At 66.8% G+C, this 22,233-nt stretch carries 18 protein-coding genes and 1 tRNA gene; 1 reads left to right on the top strand and 18 read right to left on the bottom strand.

What is annotated here, in order from left to right; translation table 11 throughout:
• Nucleotides 1–10: 10 nt before the first annotated feature.
• The 18 genes from IPM43_12500 to IPM43_12415 all read right to left on the bottom strand — a co-directional run bounded on the left by IPM43_12500 (nucleotide 11) and on the right by IPM43_12415 (nucleotide 21,254).
• Entirely contained in the window at nucleotides 11–2,731 is a 2,721-nt protein-coding gene (locus IPM43_12500; protein QQS24219.1) for a DUF1156 domain-containing protein, read from the bottom strand.
• 22 nt (nucleotides 2,732–2,753) lie between these two features.
• Nucleotides 2,754–6,173: a DUF3883 domain-containing protein gene (locus tag IPM43_12495; protein ID QQS24218.1), complete on the bottom strand. Its 3,420-nt coding sequence runs from the start codon at nucleotides 6,171–6,173 to the stop codon at nucleotides 2,754–2,756.
• A gap of 318 nt (nucleotides 6,174–6,491) precedes the next feature.
• Nucleotides 6,492–7,859 carry a hypothetical protein gene (locus tag IPM43_12490; protein QQS24217.1) on the bottom strand — a complete coding sequence of 456 codons (1,368 nt, stop codon included), beginning with the start codon at nucleotides 7,857–7,859 and terminating at the stop codon, nucleotides 6,492–6,494.
• A 301-nt stretch (nucleotides 7,860–8,160) separates the two neighbouring features.
• Nucleotides 8,161–9,144 (bottom strand): PD40 domain-containing protein, encoded by a 984-nt coding sequence (locus tag IPM43_12485; protein ID QQS24216.1) that lies wholly within the window; start codon nucleotides 9,142–9,144, stop codon nucleotides 8,161–8,163.
• 14 nt (nucleotides 9,145–9,158) lie between these two features.
• Nucleotides 9,159–10,091, bottom strand: coding sequence for a hypothetical protein (locus IPM43_12480; GenBank protein QQS24215.1), 933 nt, complete (start codon nucleotides 10,089–10,091; stop codon nucleotides 9,159–9,161).
• Nucleotides 10,092–10,282: 191 nt separating this feature from the next.
• A complete protein-coding gene (locus tag IPM43_12475) occupies nucleotides 10,283–10,660 on the bottom strand; it encodes a hypothetical protein (GenBank protein ID QQS24214.1) in 378 nt (125 codons plus the stop codon).
• Nucleotides 10,661–10,737: 77 nt separating this feature from the next.
• Nucleotides 10,738–11,541: a hypothetical protein gene (locus IPM43_12470; GenBank protein ID QQS24213.1), complete on the bottom strand. Its 804-nt coding sequence runs from the start codon at nucleotides 11,539–11,541 to the stop codon at nucleotides 10,738–10,740.
• Entirely contained in the window at nucleotides 11,444–15,661 is a 4,218-nt protein-coding gene (locus tag IPM43_12465; protein ID QQS24212.1) for a protein kinase, read from the bottom strand. Before IPM43_12465 ends, IPM43_12470 begins: the two co-directional genes overlap by 98 nt.
• 251 nt (nucleotides 15,662–15,912) lie before the next feature.
• A complete protein-coding gene (locus tag IPM43_12460; GenBank protein QQS24211.1) occupies nucleotides 15,913–16,269 on the bottom strand; it encodes a DUF86 domain-containing protein in 357 nt (118 codons plus the stop codon).
• Nucleotides 16,259–16,573 carry a nucleotidyltransferase family protein gene (locus IPM43_12455; GenBank protein ID QQS24210.1) on the bottom strand — a complete coding sequence of 105 codons (315 nt, stop codon included), beginning with the start codon at nucleotides 16,571–16,573 and terminating at the stop codon, nucleotides 16,259–16,261. The genes IPM43_12460 and IPM43_12455 overlap by 11 nt, the downstream gene beginning before the upstream one ends.
• Nucleotides 16,574–17,075: 502 nt before the next feature.
• Complete coding sequence (locus IPM43_12450) at nucleotides 17,076–17,318, bottom strand: hypothetical protein (GenBank protein ID QQS24209.1); 243 nt, start codon at nucleotides 17,316–17,318, stop codon at nucleotides 17,076–17,078.
• Between the two features lie 125 nt (nucleotides 17,319–17,443).
• Nucleotides 17,444–18,598: a hemerythrin domain-containing protein gene (locus IPM43_12445; protein ID QQS24208.1), complete on the bottom strand. Its 1,155-nt coding sequence runs from the start codon at nucleotides 18,596–18,598 to the stop codon at nucleotides 17,444–17,446.
• 18 nt (nucleotides 18,599–18,616) lie between these two features.
• On the bottom strand, nucleotides 18,617–19,204 hold the full coding sequence (locus tag IPM43_12440; protein ID QQS24207.1) for a TetR/AcrR family transcriptional regulator: 588 nt from the start codon (nucleotides 19,202–19,204) through the stop codon (nucleotides 18,617–18,619).
• Between the two features lie 161 nt (nucleotides 19,205–19,365).
• Nucleotides 19,366–19,713, bottom strand: a complete 348-nt coding sequence (locus tag IPM43_12435) for a helix-turn-helix transcriptional regulator (protein QQS24206.1) — start codon at nucleotides 19,711–19,713, stop codon at nucleotides 19,366–19,368.
• A complete protein-coding gene (locus IPM43_12430) occupies nucleotides 19,673–20,182 on the bottom strand; it encodes a hypothetical protein (GenBank protein QQS24205.1) in 510 nt (169 codons plus the stop codon). Before IPM43_12430 ends, IPM43_12435 begins: the two co-directional genes overlap by 41 nt.
• Nucleotides 20,179–20,388, bottom strand: a complete 210-nt coding sequence (locus IPM43_12425) for a hypothetical protein (GenBank protein QQS24204.1) — start codon at nucleotides 20,386–20,388, stop codon at nucleotides 20,179–20,181. The genes IPM43_12430 and IPM43_12425 overlap by 4 nt, the downstream gene beginning before the upstream one ends.
• 420 nt (nucleotides 20,389–20,808) lie before the next feature.
• Nucleotides 20,809–20,894: transfer RNA gene (locus IPM43_12420), tRNA-Leu, on the bottom strand.
• A 36-nt stretch (nucleotides 20,895–20,930) separates the two neighbouring features.
• Nucleotides 20,931–21,254, bottom strand: coding sequence for a hypothetical protein (locus tag IPM43_12415; protein QQS24203.1), 324 nt, complete (start codon nucleotides 21,252–21,254; stop codon nucleotides 20,931–20,933).
• Between the two features lie 54 nt (nucleotides 21,255–21,308).
• Between IPM43_12415 and IPM43_12410 the strand changes: the two genes are divergently transcribed.
• The gene (locus tag IPM43_12410; GenBank protein ID QQS24202.1) at nucleotides 21,309–22,229 is read left to right on the top strand and encodes a PD-(D/E)XK nuclease family protein; all 921 of its coding nucleotides are present in this window, start codon (nucleotides 21,309–21,311) and stop codon (nucleotides 22,227–22,229) included.
• Nucleotides 22,230–22,233 lie beyond the last annotated feature (4 nt).

The raw sequence follows: 22,233 nt of genomic DNA, 5'->3' as shown, positions 1-22,233 counted from the left end.
TCCGCCTCTCTCATAGCAGTGTCCCCTGTCCCGCCGGTCCCGCCGACGCGACCCGTGTCAGCTCCAGCCACTCCGCCGCGAGCGCGTTGTACGGCCCGGCCTCTTTCGCCCACTTCTTCGACTCAGCGATCTGGAACAGGCGGTACGCCAAGTCCCGCGCGGCGTCGCCCAGGCCGCCGACACGCACCAGCAGCTCGCCCGCCGACTCGGCTCCGTCGTCGAGACGACGGATCAGGTGTTGGCACACCTCCCACACCGTCACCCGAATGTCAGACGACGGATCCCACGCTGGGTCGAGCTCATCGCGGTTGAGCAGCCGGACCTTGCCCGCGCCCGACTTCACAATGCCAGCACGCACCAAACCGTCGACGCTTACGTTCTTTGCGCGTGCAAGATCGTCCGCACGGCCGTACGGACCATCGTCATGGCCGTACTCCGAGTACCAGGCGATCGCCCATCGAGTGTCCTCATCGAATTCACCCTCTTGCTCGGCCGACACCTCATCCAAGACCTGATTGATGAGCGCCAATGCCGTGCGAACTGTCATCGATTCACCGGTCGGCTCCACCACCTTTGCGTACGAGGAGAACACCGCCATGCCGGGGCCAATCGCCGCTTGAGCGAGGTCGACAGGAGCAACACCGCCTGACTGGAGCACGCGAAGATCATGGCCCAGCCGAGCCTTCAATGACTGAAGGAAGCCACGACGATCCGTTACGCCCGCGCTCACCGGCCGCGAGCGGCACACGAGGAGGATTGACGAAGCGAGCGCGTTGGTACCGATGCCGACACTGCGAACCTCCCGCTCAGTTCGCATCGGCCAGGTGCCGGTCACGACGAGTCCATTGTCGACAAGTCCCTGGAGAAACTTCTCCCAGCCAGTCGAGACAAGAATCTTCGAACTGACGTCGTCGTCGGACTCGCTCTGCTTGAAGGCATAGAAGATCGTTGTCGGCGTGTCCGGCCTTCCCTGCTCTGCGGCGTGCCGGAAGACCGTCCGAAAGCCGGCCTCGAAATGCTGGTCAGCTCTCTCCTTGCTGCCATCGAAGCGGTAGGGCGATGCGATCAGCTCACTCGACTTGGGCGTGAGCATCGTGCCTAGAAGCTCCGGATGTGACTTGCGAAGTGCACGCCGAAGCCAAACGTAGAAGAAGTCCGACAGGTCCGCGTAACCGATGTTGTCGTAGTAGGGAGGATCGGTGGCGACAACCAGTCCATCGAAACTGCGAGACCGCGCATCCAGATTCTGCACCTTCCCCAGTCCAATCGGGAGGCTGGCGATCGCTCGCGCCGCGGATTCGACGCTGATGCCAAGATCTCCTGCCGACTCCGAGAACGGGTAGACCTCGGTGAAATCCCACGCCATGGGTATGGCCTGTCTCGCGAACAGATTGCGAGCCTGGTCGCGACTGGACGACCACGTCACGATGGTGTTGTTGAGATCTGCAGTCCGGCTGAATGCCAACCCCAGATACGTCGCAACGGCATCGGCGTAGTCGACGTCGCCGCCGGAGTCGGTGATGACCTCGTCGCGGGCTTCGGTGACGATCTCGCTTAACGTGTACAAGGCAGTGAGCTGACGGTTGGTGAAGAGGTCGGCATGGTGCGTCATGCCGTACATCGGCGGCGAGAACCAACGTGGATTGTTCGGCATCTCGGTGTCGGGCACGTCCTCGGGCCGGGGCACCTCTGCCGCTGTCTCATGCTCGGCGCTGGGGGGCAGGTATGTGCGCTGCCGATTGCCCTCGGCCACGATCGCCATCAGCTGCGCCCCGATGCGACCGGCGCGACCTTCGTCCCAGAGATGCTGACGCGGGACCGGACTCGCGCATACGAGGCAGGTTGCGCCAGTACGGCCGACGGTGCCGTCGACGGGTGGCCCGCTCTCGCCGTGGCCGATCGCGAACCGGACACGCTTGGTTTCAAGCTCGGGAATGGCTATGACCCAGGCCTCCTTGCCCTTCTTCTTGCCGAGCCAGAACGAGCGGACTAGCGGCATGGTCGCGCGGCAGGCAGGGTTGGGGCAGGTGACAGTACGGGCCCAGATCCAGGCGATGACGGTCGCCTTCGTGCCATCCGGCAGCGTGGCCTTGGGGTAGAGATGGCCGATTCGTCGCTCGGCCTCATCACGCATCCAACGGCCGTACCAGCGAACGTCCTCAGCTAGACCCTGTGCGCCTGACCAGGTACGCGTGCCCTTCAACTCGCGGCCGTCGTCCGGATGGACCGGTGGCCGGCCGGCGAACTTCGGGGGCAGTTCGATGAGCGCTTTCGTGATCAGGACTGCGACCGGGTTGAGGTCGCTCGCGTGCGCTTCGAGGCCGAGGCGTTGGGCTTCGAGGGGGATCGAGCCACCACCGCAGAACGGGTCGACAATCGCCGGTGGGCCGTCCGGATAGCAGCGACGGATCTCGGCACGGGCTTCCTCGAGCACCTTCTCGTCGTTGGAGGCCTCCCACGGAACGAGGCGACGGATGATGTCGAACAACCGCTCCCGCTCAACCTCTTGCGCTTCGGGCGTCGGGAACTGATCCGGATGTGCCGACGGGTCGTCGACGAGCTGGGCGAAGAGAACAGCGCGGCATGCGGCGAGAGGCCGACGCGCCCACCACAGGTGGAGGGTCGAGGGATGGCCGTGGCGGATCGACTTCTCGCGTGCCGCTTCGCGGTTGATCACGTCGAGCGGAAGGGCGACCTCGATGAGCTTGGTGGGTCCGGGGGTGGCGGTCATCGGGTCGGTCGATTCTGTTGGTTCATGTCGGTGGCTGGGCGCGGTGCCAGTAGGCGTGCCAGCCGAGTGTCGTGGCTGTGGTGTCGAAGGGCAGACGAAGGTCGGGGCCGTACGGTTGATTGAGGTAGCGGACGGTGTCGTGATCGGGCCCGTCGGCGCTGACCTCGACGAGGGCGAGGACGTAGCTGTCAGGGACGTTGGCGGCGAAGCGAAGCTCGTTCTGGGTGACGACGAAGGCATCGGCGCCGACGACACGGCCCTTGACCTCGATGAAGGTCAGCTCCCCGCCGCCGTGAACAGAGCGGATGTCGTAGCCCGGGTGATTGTGTGGCATCTCGTGGGGGATGCGACCTAGCCGGCGTTCGGTGGCGAGCACGGCGTCGACGGCCCGCCGCTCGACGACTGTCGTGTCGACTGCGTAGGCAGGCGGCGCGGGTGCATCTCCCACGCCGGCGCCGATGAAAGCAGCGGGCACCACAAGGGCGGCCCCGGCGATCACCGGAGGTTGCGAAGCGAGTTGAGCTTCGCGCTCGAGTTCCGTGAGCCGTGTGTGCAGCCGTCGCTGCAGATCGTCGGCGCGGGCTGCGGCACGGTCCGGGTTCATCCGGGGCGACTTACCGGCGTCGGCCTGCAGCTGCAGCTCGGTGGCCCGGTGATCCCAGTAGTTGATCTCTCGGGTGAGTCGACTGTTGACCGCGGCCTTTACCTTGGCGACGCGTGCGAGTGTGCGCGCGCGAACTTCGGCGAGGTGTTCGGCGGCGAGCACGTCGATGCCGTAGTCGAGCGCTCGAGATTCGAGCTGATCGTTGAGCCAGCGCATGGACTGGATCTTCGGTGCAAGTACCGCAAGCTCGTCAGTCGTGATGGGGCGGGCATCGAGATAGGGCGCGTAGCCACCCGGGCGTGGTTCGCCGTGCTCCATCAGTTCAACGAACTCGAACCGTCGTGAAACGGTACGACGGTTACCGCCCGCGTCGGTCCGAGCGTCGTTGACCGCGTGTTCGAGCAGAACCAGCACCCTTGGCTCAGCAACTCGATTGGTTGGGTCGACGAGAACTGCACCGGTCCGGAGAACGTCGCGGTGGCGCTCCAGGGTTATGTCGAGCACTGACTCCAGCAGCGGGTGACCCGGCGCGATCAGTTCAGCGAGCGGCGTGCCATCAACGCGGAGCAGATGCTTGTCGAACGTGACGCGCTGGTACTTCGGCAGCACCGGCGCGCCGGCGCCGACCACCCGGTCGCGGTTCCGGACCTCCGCTGGGACGAACGTGATCTCGTAGCGGCCTGACTCGCGCTCGGCCATCCGGCCTCCGAGGCGGGAAAACGCGTCGGCGAACCAGGCGTACACGTAGCCGGGTTGGAGCTTGCGTGCTTCAGCTTCGAGCATGTCGGCCCTGATCCGCTCGAGATCGGCGCTCGACAGCACCTCTGATGAGAGGGCGTGTTCGCGGACGAGATCGGCGAGGCCGTCACCGACCTTGGCGTCGATCACGTGATCGAGCTGGGCGCGGACTTCGGGTTGGTCGCCGTAACGGATCGCCTGGATGAGCAGGTTGCGCAACTCATGGCCCGGGAGGGCGTCGCCGAGGACGTCGAAGACCTGATCCTTGCCGAGCGAGTCGCGCATCTCGGCGAGCTTGTCGAGCAACCGCCGGTACACCTGGCCCTCACGCGTTTCGTCGGCGACGAGGTTCCACATGTGGCACACCTCGGTCTGCCCGATGCGATGCACCCGGCCGAAGCGCTGTTCGATGCGGTTTGGGTTCCACGGAAGGTCGTAGTTGACCACCAGATGCGCTCGCTGCAGGTTGAGGCCTTCGCCGGCGGCATCTGTGGCGACGAGCACCACACAGTCGTTGATTTGGGTGAACCGCTCCTGGATCACTTTGCGTTCCTCGCGCGCCACGCCGCCGTGGATCGCCACGACCGCTTCGCTTCGACCGAGGAATGTGCGGAGCTTGCCGACGAGGTAGTTGAGCGTGTCGCGGTGCTCGGTGAACACGATCAGCTTGCGTCGCGTGCCGTCGGCTTCGAAGAACTCCGGGGCGTCTCCGAGCAGACCGAGCAGCTCGGTCCACTTCTTGTCGACCCCGCTCGCCCGGACGCGGTCGGCCTGCTCCTCCAGGCGCTGCAGCGTCGCGATCTCCAGCTCGAGCTCCGCCAACGTGCGGGCGCTCGATGCCTCATCGACGAGCTGCTCCTCCACCGCTTCGAGCTCGGCATCATCCAGGTCGTCGATGTCCTCGTCGAAGTCCTCGATGTCGACGCTCAGGGGACGCTCCAGCTGAAGGATCTGCGCGGCACGGGCCTGGGCTCGCACGTCACGGCAACGTTCCTCGAGCCGCTTCCGGCGGCGGGACAGCGATTGATAGATGGCCTCGGGGCTCGAGGCCAATCGGCGCTGCAAGACCGTGACGGCGAAGCCGACACGGTTTCCTCGTCGGCCCTCTCCCTCGGCAGCGAGGCGTTCGGCGCGGCCCATCTCGGTGGCGACGTACTCGGTGACGTCCGCGTACAACACCATCTCTGCCGGCGAGAGCTCGTACGCAACTGTCGTGGCGCGTCGCTCCGGGAACAGTGGTCGGCCGTCGAAGCGGAGCAACTGCTCCTTGACCATCCGCCGCATCATGTCGGTGACGTCGACCGTGTGGACGCCGTCGCGTGCTTTGCCCTCGAAGCGGTCAGCATCGAGCAGCGCCATGAACAGCTGGAAGTCCTCCTCTTTACCGGCATGCGGGGTCGCCGTCATCAGCAGTAGGTGTCGCGCCGTCGCTCCGAGCGCCTTGCCAAGTCGGTAACGCTTGGTCTCCTTCACCTCGTTGCCGAAGTAGTGGGCCGCCATCCGGTGTGCCTCGTCCACGACAACCAGATCCCACTCCTGCCCGCCGAGCCGGGCGACGAGATCCTCGTTGCGGGACAGATGGTCCAGCCGGGCGATCATCAGGTTGCGCTCGCCGAACGGGTCGCCGGTGCGTGACGCCTCGATCAGCTCACGGGTCAGGATCGAGAACTCGAGAGAGAACTTCTCGGACAGCTCGTCCTGCCACTGGGCGACAAGGCCGCCGGGCGCCACGATCAGGCAACGCTGCAGGTCTCCCCGCAGCATCAGCTCCTTGATGTAGAGCCCCGCCATGATGGTCTTGCCTGCGCCAGGGTCGTCGGCCAGGCAGAACCGCAGCGGCTGGCGAGGCAACATGTCGTTGTACACGGCCAGGATCTGATGCGGCAGCGGCTCGATCAGGCTCAAGTGCACCGCCAGCCGCGGGTCGAACAAGTAAGCCAACCGAATGCGCCGCGCCTCAGCGGTCAGGCGAAACAGACCGCCGTCACCATCGAACGACCACGCACGGCCAGCCTCGCCGATCGACAGCGACGACTCGGCCGCTCGATAGACGACCTGCTCGTCCACCCGCCCCGAGGCGGTGCGGTAGGTGAGCACCACGCTTCGAGACCCAGCCCAACGGGCAGCAATGACCTCGACAACCTCGCCAGGGACCAGACCAGTGACGCGGGCGCCCGGAGTCAAGTCTTCGAGGTGAGACATAGCTCTCATGTTGGTCTATCCAGAAGGCGTGCACGCGCCTGCGATGGCCGACGCGAGCGCCGAGCCGCTGCCGGCACTTCCAGGTGGCGATGCGAGCCCATATCACCAAGATCGCCCGCGCCGCCCGAGCACGACTCGGCGTCGAACGAGTATGACCCGGCTCCGCGAGCCATGTGCGTTGTGATGATCGTGGCTGGAGTGCCGTGCACAGGCTGACTAGTCGGCGAGGGATTGCAGGGTGCCGTCGCCGAGTGTGTTGAGCTCGGTCCAGAGGCTGAGCTCGGCGGTCGACGGCGGGCGCCACGTGGCCGTGGCAGGATCGAACACAGAGGTCGGCTCGGTCGGCGGTAATCCATCACTGGAGAACCCGATCATGATGAGTCGTCCGTCGGTTCGTAGCTCTCGTCGGCTGGCCACCAAGGTGGAAGCCCCGAGGTCAGCCAGTGGCGTAGTGGACCATTGCCCGCTGGTGGTGTCGAGTGCACCGATGTGGGCGACGGCAGTCAGGTCGAGACCGATCACCGGCTGCGGGGCGACAACGACCACGTCACCCAACGTGGCTGTGGCCGGGCCTTGCAGGGCAAATGGAGCAGCCCCCATCTGGCGCCAGCTCTCACTTGCCGGCGAGTAGAGGCCGATGGTTCCGTCGGGGAGCATCTTGATCAACGAGTCGTCGAGTGCAACCTCCAGGGAGACGTCGCCGTACTCATGTGGTGCCCCCCAGGTGCAGTTCGGGCTGCAGTCGAGCCACGGTGGCGACGGCAGCAGGGACCACTCGTTGGTCGATGCGTCGAATTGCCATGGCTCAGTGAGCGGAGCGACTCCTCCACCGCCTATGTCTCGTCCGAGCACGAATGCGCTGCTTCCCACCGTCGCGGTGAAGCCCATGAACAGCCCGGGAGGGGGTGCGGTCATCGCAGTGAGCACGAGGTCGGGAGCGACGATCACGCCCTCTTGCCGGTCGGGTACATAGGAGCCCGTGCCGTCGTCTCGAACGGTTTCGTTGGCGATGAAGAGGCGCCCATCGAGATCGAAGACAGTCGGGACGGCCTGGTTGTCGGCGAGAACACCGAGCGCGATCGCATCCGACCAACTGCCGGTCGATGCGTCGAGCACCCACATCTCGAGATGGTCGTCGACTCGGCCGACCAACGCAGGCCGGCCGCCGATCCCAGCGACGTACGGCGTGGTAGGTCCTCTCGGCAGGCCGGCCGGCAATTCGATCAGCGTGCCGTCAACCAACTCCATGATCGCGGCGACGTCGGTGAAGGCACCCCTGTACGCGATGACAAGTCGAGCGTCCGTTCCCTCGCCGGTCAACTCGTAGCCCTGGGTGCGGCCTGCTTCGATCTGGCCGTCGATCCAGCGTTGCAGTGCATCGCCAGTCTCTGGCGCGCTGGTTGTCGGCGAATCTGTCGACGTGGTCTGCGGCGCTGGCGGCTCAGTTGATTCAGATGATGTCGTCGGCGCGCCCGACCCCGCGTTCGATTGGGTCGTCGCGTCCGTCGGCGTCGTTGTGTTCGTCGCGGTCGGCTCCTTCCCGTCGACGCAACCTGTCCCCAATGCCATGAGCGCAGCGATCACGCGACTGAGAGACCGCCAACGCACAACCGAATCGTGTGCCTCGATGGGTCAGGTGACCAGAGCCGTTGGACCTCCTGTCGTGTCACCCGAACCATCGGCCATGACCATGCGCAGCCCGTCGGCGGCCTGGTACACGATGGTTCCCTTCGTGGAAGTCGGAGGATTCGTGGTGTCGGGTGCAGTGGTCGACGCGGGGCTCGCCTCCGTCAGGAGCGAAGTGTCGACGGTGGAATCGTTGACTTCATTCCAGCTCTATCTCTATGACGCGGTGGCCGCTCGCTCTTGCCGGTTCGCCAGCACGTCACGAGCTGGGCCGTAGCCGCGCGTAATCGCCGTTGGCGTCCGGGAGGGCGGTGATCGCCCCCGTGACCGGATCGACCACCACCCCGTGCTGACCACCCGGCTCCCCCGGCGTGGTGTCGAGGGTCGCTGCGATCAGCGACCCGTCGGACGACCACATCGGCAGCAGCAGGCGCCGTTGACCAATGTCGGTGATCGCCCGCCTGCCGGACCCGTCGGGCTGGATCTCGAACAGGTCCCACGGCGACACCTTCTGTTCGGGCGAGGCGTACTCCTGGGCCTCGACGCTGAAGACCAACGCTCCCGCCACCCAGTTCCAGTCCGCGGCGTAGGCGTAATCCTCGAACGGCAGCAGCGGCTCGACCGTGTCGGCCCCCGTAGCCGAGACGACGCCGAACGACGAGCCTGTCTCGTTCCCCGTGTCGTCGAAGCGGTCGATCGAGACCACGAGCGACGTTCCGTCCGGCGACCACCGGGGGATGTCGATGAGCTGTCCGGGTGCCGAGCTCACGATCACGGTCCGCTCGCCGGTCGCCGGATCGAACACGGCGATACGCGACGCCGCGGGCGGGCCCTCGCCGATGGGCGCGTCGTACTCCACGTACGCCACCCGATCACCCGAAGGGGACCACGCCGGATTGTTGAGGTCCCAGCAGTCACACGTGATCAGCGGCTGAGCGTTGTCGCCCGTCGGGTCAACGGTCCACACCTCACTGCCACGAACGACAGCTCCTGTGGTGGCGTCCCACTCGCCTTCCGCGACGAAGGCGAGCTGCGACCCGTCCGCTGTCCACACGGGGTGCTTGTGGCGGGTACCGGGCGCGGCCTCGTCCACCCGCAGCACCTCGCCTTCCACGCTCACGAAGACACCGAAACCGTCGTCGACACGGGCCTGGTATAGGAAGTCCAACGCTTCGACAGCCGGCGACGACGGCGACGGGCCATCGCTACATCCAGCAACCACCATCGCAAGTCCGACGGCCACCACAGTCCAATCCGTCACGGCTGGAGCGATGGCATCGCACCCGACGTGGCGCTCTCGGTGATCGCTCCCGTCGCAGGATCGACATAACCGATCTTCACGTCGACGACTCGACCGTCGGCAACCACGCCGAGGGAGGTGATGATTCGGCTTCCGTCTGGCGTCCAGTCCGCTTCGCCGGGGCGTCGTGCAGTCGCGACGTGGTCGACGTTCGTGATCCGCGTCAGGTGCGAACCGTCCGACGCCACCGTGTACAGCTGCGAGGGCTCGTCACCCTGAAAGGCATCGAGGTCCCACGAAGCGAACAGGATTCGGTCGTCCGCAGGATGCCATCTCGGATAACCGGCGAACAGACCGGGATCGGTTATCGACATCGGCGGGTCAGGCGTGGTCGGGTCGGTGTCGACGACGAGGATCTCGCTCCCCGACATTCTCGCTTGGGTCTCGTCGACGTAGGTCTCGAGCGCAACCGCCACCATTGATCCGTCCGGCGACATGCTCGACGAATAGAACGAGGTGGTCCCGTCACGGGTCGAAGCGATCACCGTCTGCTCTCCGGTGGAGACGTCGACCAGCACGAGGTGCGACGGTCCCCATCGACCGTCCAGCGTGACGTCGTAGCGCGTCACCAACAGGTTGCGGTCGTCCGGCGAGAACGACGGGTACGACATCTCGACACACGGCGGGGCCTCGCACACCACACGTTCGACCGGGTGCGACCCGTCGGCCTCGGCGGTCCACACGCTCGACGTGTCGTCGTCCATCAGCACCTCCCAGGCGAAGGCAGACCCGTCGTTGGACCAGCTGGCGTGTACCGCAGCGCCGTCACTCTCGGGCACGACCCGTTCCGGCGGCACCGACAGGGTCACATCTGACATGAAGATCGACTTGACGTTCTCGCCGTCGGGGAACCATTCGAAGAGCACGCGCGGTTCGGAGGGGGCATCCACGCTCGGGAGGCTGATCCGCGGTGAGGTCGCGACGGACGGTCCAGCGACCGTGTCAGCCGGCGCCCGGGTAGGCACCGCTGACACGGTCTCGTCCGTCGGCTGCGCGGAACCGCCGACGGTCGCACGTTCGGCGGTTCCGCAGGCGGTGCACAGGCTCGCCAGGACGATCGCTGCCCGGATGCGCACGGGTGTCACGGCTGGGCCAGCAAGATACACAGGGCGACCCGGTGCTCCATTGCGTCGGGAGTTGCACTGGCACGCCGCATGCAGCCGACATACGCAGGGTCCGCGTACAGGATTTCCGTGCGCAGCCGGCACTCCGCGGCGCGGGCGTCGATCCGATCCGGGGTCATCGATCCGGCTCGCAGGCAGGCGTTGTACGGGTCAGTGGGTGGGCGAACTTCCTGCGGGGTCGTCCGCATCGGGTCGATCGGATTCTCGCTCGCCACGGCCATCGTCCCGACGGCAAGCGTCGCCGCGGCGGCCAGAACGATCGCTCCCCAGCGGATCCGCCCGCTGATCTCCGAAGTGTGATCTTGCATGGTCTGCTCCTCGTGTCGCACCGCCACGTCGGCGGTGATGGCGCGAGGATGAGATCCACCTGTGGCGTCGGCGCGGCCCCGGCGTGGCACTCACGTGGCAGTGGTCAGCAGGTGTCTCGATGAAGGAACTGCCGGCATTCGACGCCCGTCAGACGACGCGTGAGACGCTGCTCGGCGATGCCGATCAAGTCGTCGAGGTCGAGCGCCCACACCCGCAGCATGCCGTCGGCGTCGACGCTGGCGAGTCGTCGACCGTCGTGCGAGTAAGCCAGCGAGATCGCCACGTCATGGCCGCGCAGGGTCGCTTCGAGGGTTCCGTCCTCGGCATCCCACAGGTTGACGTCTCCATCGACACTCGTCGCCGCGACCTCGGAGCCATCCGGGCTGAATCGCACATCGGTGAAGCCGCTCGTGCCGGCGAAGGACGTGATCCGCTCGCCCGTGCCAACCGCCCAGACCTCGCCGACGGACTCGAGTTCGGACACCGTCACGATCCGCTGCCCCGTAGGGTCCCAGTCCGCCGCGAGTGTCTGCGTGTCGATCCGCCCAACCATCCGCTCGGCCGACCAGTCCCACAGCCAGAGTCCCTGTTGATCGGGCACCCCCTGCCGAAGTGGTCGACGTGGGATCGCAAGCACGGTTCCGTCCGGCGAGAAGTAGCTGTTGCGCAGGTAGACCCCGGGCTCCTCGACGAAGCGGGCCACGACGGCGCCCGCGCGATCCACCACGACGATGCTGCTCGAGTCGCCATCGCCGCCCGACACCGCGAGGTGCTCACCGTCCGGTGACCAGGCCAGGCCGGTGACGAACTCATCGAAGTCGGGTGGCGTGAACGAGACGATCTCGGCACCCGTCACGGCGTCCCAGATTCGAACCGGTGCGGAAGGTGTTCCGTCCGCCGTCGCCACGATCGAGCCGGCCGGGTCGACGGCGAAGCGGGGTCCCACTTCGATCCGTGAGTCGATGATCTGCCGCTTGGTCCCGTCCTCCATCGAGTAGGTCACCACGTTGCCGTCGATGTCGCTGACGACCACCTCGTCGGAGGCGGTGACGGCCAGCGGCACGTACTGGATGGTCTCGGTGTTCGCGCTTTGCCCACTCGCGATCCGCCAACGGGGCGATGTCCCACACGATGATCGAGGCGATTCCGAGGTCGCCGGTGGCCAGCCGTGTGCCGTCAGGCGAGAAGGCGACACCCTGCACACCATTCTGGGTGTCCTGGGCGGTCAGAGTGAGCGTCGGTCGAGCCTCGTCGCCGCCGACCTCGATGATATGCGTTGAACCGTCCGCCGATCCGACGGCGAGCATCCGACTGTCCCAACTCCACGACAACGCAGCCTGGGCCGCTCCGGGCTCGCCGACGGTCAGCGCGCGAGCTCCGGTTGCCGCATCCCAGACCCGCGTGATCCCATCACCTCCGGTGGCGGCGATCTGCCGGTCATCGGGGCTGAATCGCACGATTCGCATCCAGCCCGCATCGGGTGCCTCGAGCGTGTGAACGATCTTGTTGGAGCCGACTTCCGCCACGTACGCGGTTCCTTCCCCGGCGCCCACCGCGATCAGGCTCCCGTCGCTGTTGAGCGACGTGGCGATCACGCGCTCGGCATCGCCCTCCCCGACGAGTTGACCGCTGGTGGCGTCGAATGCGCGAACGACACCCTCGTCGAGCCACGACGCCGCCACCGTGCTGCCGTCGGCACTGAACGACGGTCCCCACACGCCTCCACCGTCGGGCACCCGATGTTCGAATTGCAGCTCTCCGGTGCCGGGGTCCCACACGCGCATCGCTCCGTCGTCGCCGGTGGTCGCCAGTAGCGAGCCATCGCTGCTGAAGGCCACGTCGTTGATGTCGACGTCGTCAGCGATCCACGTTCGCACGGACTCACCCGAGACAGGGTCGCGGAGGTCCACCACGCCAGAGTCTTCGGGGCCTTCCGACACCAGGTACTCGTCGGTCGGACTCCACGCCACCGTCCCACCCACGCCCTCGATGCGCTGCTCGATCCTGGACCCGACCACGGCGGCGTGGAGCGCCGTGACCGCCTCTGGCAACACGGCCTGCCCGTTGCCGCGCGTGACATCGATCGCCTCCAGCGCCAGCAGCATGCTCCGTTCCGGGTCGACGTCGAGGCTGGCCTGGGCGGCCGCGGCGAGCTCGCGCCCGGTCGCGATCCGTCGCGCCTGATCGGCTGTCCGCCGTTGGTCGAGCGCGACGAGCCCGACCACGAGCGCTGAGATCAACAAGCAGCCGAGCGCTACCAGTTGCCATCGCAGTCGTCGGTTCGAGCGCTGCTCTCGGGCGAGCCGGATGGCTTGTTCCGCAGCAGCCGCCTCGCGGGCGCGGCGGCTGGAGTCGACGAACTCGTGCTCGAGCGGGGACAGGTCGAGGCCGTGGCCGCCGTCTGCGGCCTCTGCCGCGGCCTCGAGCAGCAAGCCTCTCGCCAGAGACTCGGGATCGCGCTCCGCAGCGGCCCAGGCCAACGCCGCGTCGTGGATTCGTGCCGTCAAGGCGATCGCCTCACGATCTTCGGCGATCCAGCGTTGAAGACGCGGCCACTCGCGGACGAGTGCTTCGTGCGCGACCTCGACTGTCGGCGCTCGCGACCGTGGGTCTCGATCGCGAGTCAGGAGCCGTGCCACCACCCATCGCTCGATCACGGCGTCGATCGCGGCGCCGTCAGGACCACTCGCGACATCGGAGATCGGAAGTCTGCGACGCATCGCTTCTCCGTCCCGCACGACGATCATGCGCTCGAACAGCCGGCGGATCAGCAGCTGTTCACCCGCGCCAACGCTGCGATAGAGCTGGTCCGCGCGCTTGGCGACTGCACCTGACAGCCCGCCGAGCTCTCGGTACGCCTCCAACGTGAGCGTCGAGTTGCAGCGCTCAGCGAGCTCGTAGAGCGTGAACTGCAGCGCCGGAAGCGCCGCCGCGTCGTTGACGACAGCGCTCACCAACTCCGCGATCAACCGTCCTTCGACGTGACGCCCGACGCGCCGAGCGGGCTCCACGATCGCGGCCTCGAGCTCAGCGGGCGTCATCGCTGGGATCGGGACCGTCGACTCGCTCAAGAGGTGACCGATCGACGCCACCGCCAATGGGCGATCGAAGAAGTCCGCTCGAAGCGTGGCGACCACTCTGAGCCGGGAGTCGGACACATCCACCGCCTCGACGAGCTCGTCGAGGAACCGACGTTGCGTGTCGAAGTCCGCCAATGTGAACAGTTCTTCGAGTTGGTCGAGGACGATGACGATCTCGGCATCGCCGGCAACACGGCGCACGACGCGGTCGATCGCACCCGGGCGATCGAGTCCCTCACGAGGCACAGGTTCGTCGACGGACAGTCGGGTCAACGCCTCACCGAGCCGCTGGAACGGAGATCCGCCGGGGGTGATCGTGGTGATGAGCCACTGCGCCGACCCCGGAACCGCGCCCGCTCTGAGCCTGGGGAGCAGACCGGCTCGCACGACGCTCGACTTGCCGGTGCCCGAACCGCCGACGACGAGAACCAGACGACCACGCGCGTCCGCCTCGTGCAGGCGTTTGACGATGTCGTCCACCACCACCTCACGACCGAAGAACTCGGCGGTGTCGACCTCGTCGAACGCCTCGAGGCCCTTGTACGGATTGGCCGGCTTCACCGGCGAGGCGTCGAGCACGACGAGCACCGCGCCGACCAGGCTCGCCATCGACGTCGACGAGTCGCGTTCGGCGCGATCGAGATGGAGGCGCATGGCATCCGAGGTCGTGCACCTCTCGAGCAATGCGGCGAAGGCCGCCGTGTCCGCGGCCACCGACGCCTGCTCGTCGCCGAGCCCGAAGTCGGTGAGATACGGCAACTGGTGGTCGTCGAAGAGCACGTTCAGGGGGCTGATTCGTCCGTGGGCGAGCCCGGCGGCCGACGTATCGACCAAGGCACTGCCGATCCGTGCGACGAGCGAGGAGAACTCGTGTTCGGCGAGCGGGCCCCGGCGCAGCCGGTCGTCGAGCGTTCCGCCTCGCATGCGGCTCGTCACGAGGTAGGCCTCGTGGGGGCCGCGCCAGTAGTCGTGAACTGGCACGATCGCTGGGTGCCGCAGTGAGGCCAACCGGTGGGCGTCGGATTCGAAGGTTCGAACGAAATGCGGATCGTCGGCAACCTCCGAACGGAACGACCGCATGACGAAGTCACGTTCGACGCCCGGGATCCGCGCCGCGAACAGGGCTCCGTCGCGTCCTGCTCCGAGGCGATCGCCGAGGCGGTAGCCGTGCAGGGATCGGCCTCCGTCTTCGGCGACCAGTGACGCATCATGGGCCAGGATGCGCGCCTCGAGGTCGGCCAGTTGTGGGGAAGGCTCGAGCCCGAGCTCGTCGACGAGGAAGGCGCGGAAGTCCTGATACGCCCGCAGCGCGTCGGCCTGACGCCCCGAGCGATACAGGGCCAACATCAGTTGCGATCGGAATCCCTCGCGAACTGGATGTCCTCGCACCATCCGCTCGATCTCCGAGACAACGTCACTCGCTCGGCCACATCCGAGTTCGGCCTCGAAGTAGCGGTCGGCGGCGACGAGTCGAAGTTCCTGCAACCGCTGGGCCTCGGGCTGCACCCAGGCCTCGTCGTCGAACTCCGGATACGGGTCGCCGGTCCACTGTTCGATCGCCTGGCGGGCGGACGCCCCTGCCGCTTCGGGATCGCCTCGCAGCAGAGAACGCCCGGCATCGCCGACAAGAGCCTCGAACGTCGCTGCGTCGAACAACTCATCGGGGACACGCAGGCAATAGCCGGGTGGCTGAGTGAACACTCCGACACGGTCGTCGTGGCCTTCGACGACGCGCCGGACCCGGGCGATGTAACTCCGAAGCGTGGTCGCCGCCGCATCGGTGGGTTCACCGGCGAACACGGCGTCGGCGAGCCGATCGACCGACACCACGGTGTTGCGGTGGATCAGCAGCATGGCCACCAGCCGCCGCAGACGAGCACCGCCCATTGCAGACCGTTGACCGTCGACGACCACGGCCACCTCTCCGAGCACCCTGAATTGGATCAACAGCCACCCCCCTCCCCCTACGCCGTGCGACTCGGTTCCACGTTGTTCTACGGCCGTGGCAAACCCGTGGCAAGCGGCTGTGAGCTCACGTTCCGGCCCACAACACGCAGTTCGCGACGGATGCCCGGACCTTCCGTCCGTCCCGTCCGTCGAGTGCGCTCCCGTGTTACGCCGTGTCGTCCAGTACTGCGCACATCGTGTGCACACGTCAACCGCTGGCTACCCACCGAGGCGGCACCGACATCCTGGGGTCAGGGCGGGTCTGTCGCACCGGGCTCCGCGTCCGGGATGGCACGGACGGCTGCGAGGAATCGGCCGATGTCGTCTCGGGCGGTCGTCACGAGGATGTCGAGATCGATCGACCAATAGCCGTGCACGATGCGGTTCCGCATCCGGACGGGTGAGGCCCAGCCGACCTCGGGATGGTCGTGCTTGATCTCGTCCGACAGCTGACCCACCGACTCGCCGAGGACCGTGAAGTTCCACAGTAGAGCGTCGCGTCGATCGGGGTCACCCTCGAAGTCGACCGACGAGCGATGCGCGACGAGCGCCACGATCCGCTCACCGGCCTCGATGATCTCGGTGAGCAGAACGCCGTCACGCCGCATAGACGATCCGTGCTTGCTCCTCGATCGTCGGGCGCAGCATCGGATGCACTGCCTTCCTTGCCACGAGGTCGACGCAACGACCGAACAAGTCAGCGAGCTCGTCCTCCAGATCATCGATCGCAAATCCGAGGCTGGTATCGGGACGCAACACGTACAACACGTCGACATCGCTGGCCGGTGTCGCGTCACCCCGAGCGACCGAGCCGAACACGGCGAGCTCGGCGATCCCGTAGCGGGCACAAATGTCCTCCAGGCGCGCCGCGTCGATCGTCCGTCCCCCGATCTCCAATGCGGCGACGTTCATGTCCACATTCTCGCACGCAGGTCCCCGGGCGGCGAGAGATCCGACCGATTCGCGGGGCGCCCTGGTGCCTGCCGAGCCCAGTCCATCGGCGGGAGAATGCGCCGTGCTCATTCTTCGATCCCGGATGGGACGTTCTCGGGTCATCGAGGGTCTTGGAGGGTGATGGACCAACAACTTCGGGACGAGCACCTCGCAGGGTTCGACGGCCTGATCGAGGACATCCGGTCGCGGCTGCTGCCAGCGCTCGTGGCGAAGTGGGGTGTCGAGGTCGGTAGCGATGTCTGCTCCGAGGTCGAGGAGTACGCCTGGTCAAACCAGGATCGGCTGGTCCGGATGGAGAACCCGATCGGGTACCTGTATCGGGTCGCTGCCGTGAAGTCGTCGTCGGCGCTGACTCGTACCCGAGCGCCGCTGGGCACGCGAAGCTCGGCGGGTCGAAGGTGGTGATGCTCACGCGTACCAGCGTGATGTCAGGGGCTACTACCCGATCGGCCGTCGCCGGTTACAGGCGGCCCGCGGCCGCTTCGGCGGCGTCGTGAACGTCGTCGAAGGCGCTGCGGGCGTCCGCCCAGACGGGGCTGTCATGCACGATCGCCTTGGCTTCACCGAGCGATACATGCAATACGGCCCTGGTGACCTTGATCGAATCGACCGGGCTGAACCCGTCAGCGCGGAGCTGACTCAGAACCGCGTTCCAATCATCTCGGTCGATGGTCGAACTGTTGGTGGTCAAGGCTTCGCTCATGGTTAGTGCCTCGGGAGCCGGATGACAACATCCAATGTAGGCGCTTGCCGACGACCGCGATTTCTGCAAGCACATCGACCAGGCCTGCCGGGGTCTCGAACGATCGCTCATACAGCCCCGAGCGATCAGTTGTTCGCGCTCGGGGAAGCCGCGGGCTGATTCGGCCGAGCCCTGGCAAGGGTGCCGATGCGCTCGAGGTCACGTGTGAGTGCCGCTGTCCGTTCGCGATGGGCTGGCAGGAGCCGTGCGTAGACGGCCTCGAGCCAGGTTCCCTTGACGACGTGGAATGACTGCTCGATGCGCGTCCCTGCGGCGACTCGGACTGCTCGGAGCGCCCATTCGGTGCTGTCGGGGTAGAGCCTCGTGGGAACGGTGCGCCAGACGAGCTCGCCCGGATCGATGCTGACGATCTCGCAGAGTCGTCCCCATCGGAACATCCCCTGTCGGTTGCGGCCTCGGAATATGGCTCCGGGTCGCGCCTCGGTCGTGTCGCCGACCCACTCGGCGGCCACGCACTCGTGGCTCCATTCGCCGACACGGGTGGGGTCGCGGATGATGTCCCACACCGCATCAAGATCCGCATCGACCACGACGGAGGTCGAGCCATCGTTTTGCAGGCCGCGTAGCCGTGGGTTCCAGCAGGCGCGCTGGCGGCGTCGATATGAGGGACCGAAGCCGTACAGGAGCACGTAGCGCGGCACCACTGGAACGAGTTCGAGAACCCGGGCCCGGTCCGCGTGCGTCGCACCGTCGATCAGCCAATGTCCCTCTCGGCCGAGCTGTGCTGTCGACTTGCCGGCGATGTTGTGGGCCTGTTCGATCGAGTTCCACTCGGCGATCTTGACGACCCTGGAGACGATGGGCATCAGCTCGTCCTCCTCGCGCTGCAGGTGCGGCAGCAGGACCTCCTGCAAGCGCTCGATCGCGACGATCAGCGGCTCGCGCTCATTACCTGCCCCGTACTGGGCGGCGCGCGCCTCCACGATCGCAACGGCATCGGCGACTGCTGCGTGGTCCGCTGCCATGTCATCGAGCAACGCTGCCGCGTCGGCGGCTCGCTCGCGAACCACCGGGTACAAGCCGAGGTCCTCGGACCGGTGATGGGCTTCGAGGAATCCCATCATCCACTCGAGGTGACCGGCGATGGCGATGCGCTGACGGTCGTTCGGCGGCGGGATCGCAGTGAGGGCTGCTTGTGCTCGCTCGAGATCGCGCCGCAGCGCCGAGTGCACGATTCGCATCATGTTCGTGTCTGCGGGTGCACCCGGATCAATAGCCACGATGTCTCTCCTCTCATCTCACGAGCGAGGCAGCACGCTCGTCAGCGTCTCGGCCACCCACGATCGGTACTCGTCGTTCGACCAGCCGGACTCGCCAACGAGGAGCAGGTACACCTCAGGGCTCAGCAACGCCCACACACCGTCTCGTTCGCGGGCCACCGGGTTCCGCCCGATGACGAGCGCCACACCTGCTTCGACATCACGCCGCTGCCGCTCCCGCGTCGCCCGTAACACCTCTTCGACCTCGGCGTCGGCGCTTGCCGCCTCGCGGAGCAGTCGCGCGAATGGAGCAGTCCGTTCGTGGATGCCAGTCACGAGTGACGCTGCTGCGGCGACGCGTACGGCACGCCGACCGCTGCCGAGGGCGAGGAATTCGGCGCGCTGGGCGACCGGGATCGGTTCGGCATCGCCCACCACTGCACGATCGACGACCGCGTCGAGCAGCACTCGCTTCGACGAGAAGTGCGAGTAGAGCGTCTCGACGGCAACACCTGCGAGCTGGGCGATGTCCCGCATCCCAGTCTTGGCCCAGCCCTGCGACGTGAACAGCGTCGTCGCGGCTTCCAGGAGTGCCGTCCTCGTCTCCTGTGCCCGCTTGGCGCGCAATGGCGAGTCGTAGCTGCGCCCATCCTGCGTCGCGGATGAGCCCGACCCGCTTCCGTTCGAGCTCCACTCATGACCCACACTATAGAACAGGACTGTATTCAGTACAAGTCTGTTCCGACAAACTGGATCACGCGCGACGCCGGGCTGGCTGAGCGGGCCTGTCAGCTGGCGGCTCGGACGACGGCGTGACCGTCGCGGACGAGCTTGGCGATCGAGCGGTTCTCGCTCAGGCTGTCACCGACCCCGACGACGAGTTCCTTGCCAACAGCGGCGGCGAGTCGCTCGAGGGTGTCCAACGATGGCCGAGCGCCTCCCCCTTCGATGCGGGCGATCGCCGACTGCGTGGTACCCATGCGCCGGGCGAGTTCGGCCTGCGTGAGGCCGGCTTCGGTCCGCAGCCGGAATACCAGCTTGCGGAACTGGGAGATGCGCGCCTCGTCCTCTGCCGCTGCCCGCGCCAGGTCCGAGTCAGGTCGGTTGATCGCGGTCCACTTTGTTCGGGTGCTCATCACTCGTCTCCTGTCGCGTTCGACCCAGGCGGTCCACCTGGGATTCGACTTGCTCCTCCTCGGTGAGCGAACCGAACCATTCGACGACCTCGGGCTCCATTTCGACTTCACTCCAGGACATAGCGCGAACGCTATATCCAACGAAACCGGATCGCAATGAGCGGTGGTCCGAGCTTTCCTGTGACGCGAAACGGCCTGCAGAGGCATGAACACATGTCGCGGTGAGCACACCGTGTTGGCGCTCCCATGCGGCGACACCCTGGCGGCTGGCCTCGAGACGGAGCCGGTGGGCGGCGGTGGCGGCGATCCACGCCGACACGGTGGTGCCGTCACGCTTGGCGGCTTCCTCGATGGCGTCGGCGAAATCGGGCGGAAGTGAGCGGCTGGCCCTGATGAGCGTTGCCGCGTTGATGCCGGTGACTTGTTCAGCGAGGTACCAGAACTCGGCGAGACTGAGGTACCGAGTCACTTCGCCAGGCGGTCGAGGATCTCGCGGTCGCGTTCGAGCAGCTGCTTGGCACGTGCGGTGAAGTCGTCGTCAGCGCGGACTCGTTCGATCTCGGCGGCGAGCGAGTCGATGATCAGTTGGTTGACGCTGTCGCCGCGGACTCGCGCCACGGCCTCTGCGTCGGCTGCGAGGTCGTCAGGCAGTCGAACCGTTGTCTGCTTCGTCACGACATCATGATATCGCGATGCGTCCCGGCCACCGCCTGCACTTCCACGTTCACGTCATCCCCCGGTTCAAGAACCAGCCCGCCACGGACCGATCCATACGTCTGCCGTGGGATCCGGCGCCCGGCGACCTGGATGAGATCGTCCGAATCGGAACTCGCCTCTCTTGACCCCACGTTCTGGTCGCCGAGGCGGCGGTAGGAGTCGGTTCGGTGGTCCTGGGGACGTTCGGTCACAACCAAAGGCGACCGTCCGTCGCGCGGCGGCCCGAGATTCCCGGTGACGCGAGGAGGCATGAACACATGTCGGGGCCGAGTCGCACGCAATCCCCGCACAAACTCTGTGCACCCTTCGTGCACATCGACCAAAGGTCGGAGCCGGTCTCCAGCCGGCCGAGATCACACACCACCAGCTCACCGTCGGTGCCCGGGGCGGGGATCGAACCCGCACTCCACTTGCGTGGAAGGGGGGTTTAAGCCCCCTGCGTCTGCCAATTCCGCCACCCGGGCCGGCCGCCGAAGCCTACGGCGCGGCCAAAGCGCCGATCAGGCAACGCGGGTGGGGGCGTGTTGGGTGGGGGCCTCGGCACCGAGCGCCTCCCAAAGCTCGGTGCGTACCCTGTCGGCTTGGGGAGGGCTCAGCCGGTTGACGGCGATGACACCCTCGATCATGTCGGCGAGCACGGCCACCCACGGCCTGCCCCGGAAGCGCACCGCGACGACGCCCCCGCGTTCGTACCTGCGCAGCGAGCGGTCGACCCCGACGAGCCGGGGTGGGCACCGGTAACCGGGTGCCACCAGGCCCAGCCGGCGAGCCTCGTGGGCGAGGACTCGGGCGGCTTCGGCGAATAGGACGGTCGTTGGCTCCATGCACCTTCGATGATGACACCGGGGTGTTACACGCCCAGCCCTACCATCGGCGGCGTGGAGCTGAACCCCGCCCAGCAATCGGTGATCGCTCTGCTGGGCAAGGATGCCGCCCGCGCGGCGCTGCCGGACGGTCTCGCGGAGGCGCTGCGCGAAGAGCTGGAGGCGGCGCTGACGGAGATCGCCACCGACATCCCCGAGGGCCAGCTGCTCGTCGTCAGCAAGCATCCGCTGAAGACCATCCACCAATGCGAGGCCCACCACTTGGCCGGTGACGGCGACTTCGAGTGGTCCCCGGCGACGGCCGCCGGCGTCGTCGCTCATCGGGCGATCGAGCTGATGGTCTCCTGGCGGGGACAGCCCGTGCCGGGCGACCTCGTCGACGAGACGCTCGCCCGCATCGCCGACGACGACCGCGCGCCCGTGTCCCGCTACCTCCAGGGGATCACCGAGTACGACCGCGCCGACCTGCGCAACCGCGCCGTCAACCGCGTCACCCAGTTCCAGGACTGCTTCCCGCCGATCAAGTCCACCTGGCTCCCGCGAGCGGAGAGCCGAACGTATCTCGATCACCCGAGTGGCCGGGTTCGCCTGGTGAGCAAGTCCGATCTCACCCTCGGCAGGCCCGGCGAGCGGGTGATCATCGACCTGAAGACCGGCTACCCGGCCGACTCTCACCGCGAAGACCTGCGCTTCTACGCGCTGCTCGAGACGCTGACCCTCGGCGTCGCGCCCCGTAAGACGGCGAGCTACTACCTCGACGCGGCCAAGGCCCACGCCGAGGACGTCGGCGAAGGAGTGCTGCGCTCGGCACTGCGGCGCACCGTCGACGCCGTAGAGCGGATGGTCGCCGTGCGCTTCGGCGGCGACGAGCCCCACCGGTCCCCCGGCGCGCACTGCATGTGGTGTCCGCTGGCCAAGGAGTGCGAGCCCGGCCTCGCCCACCTGCAACAGCGCGCCGAAGCCGACGGCTGGTAGCAGC

The sequence above is a fragment of the Actinomycetota bacterium genome (assembly GCA_016700055.1).
Classification (GTDB): Bacteria; Actinomycetota; Acidimicrobiia; order Acidimicrobiales; family Ilumatobacteraceae; genus Kalu-18.
This window is presented reverse-complemented; position numbering and strand designations above follow the sequence as displayed.

What these genes read in the sequence shown, in the direction of transcription:
- IPM43_12500 (QQS24219.1), bottom strand. Translation starts at nt 2,731, where the DNA reads ATGACCGCCACCCCCGGACCCACCAAGCTCATCGAGGTCGCCCTTCCG.
- IPM43_12460 (QQS24211.1), bottom strand. Translation starts at nt 16,269, where the DNA reads ATGCGGCGTGACGGCGTTCTGCTCACCGAGATCATCGAGGCCGGTGAG.
- IPM43_12455 (QQS24210.1), bottom strand. Translation starts at nt 16,573, where the DNA reads ATGAACGTCGCCGCATTGGAGATCGGGGGACGGACGATCGACGCGGCG.
- IPM43_12450 (QQS24209.1), bottom strand. Translation starts at nt 17,318, where the DNA reads ATGAGCGAAGCCTTGACCACCAACAGTTCGACCATCGACCGAGATGAT.
- IPM43_12435 (QQS24206.1), bottom strand. Translation starts at nt 19,713, where the DNA reads ATGAGCACCCGAACAAAGTGGACCGCGATCAACCGACCTGACTCGGAC.
- IPM43_12415 (QQS24203.1), bottom strand. Translation starts at nt 21,254, where the DNA reads ATGGAGCCAACGACCGTCCTATTCGCCGAAGCCGCCCGAGTCCTCGCC.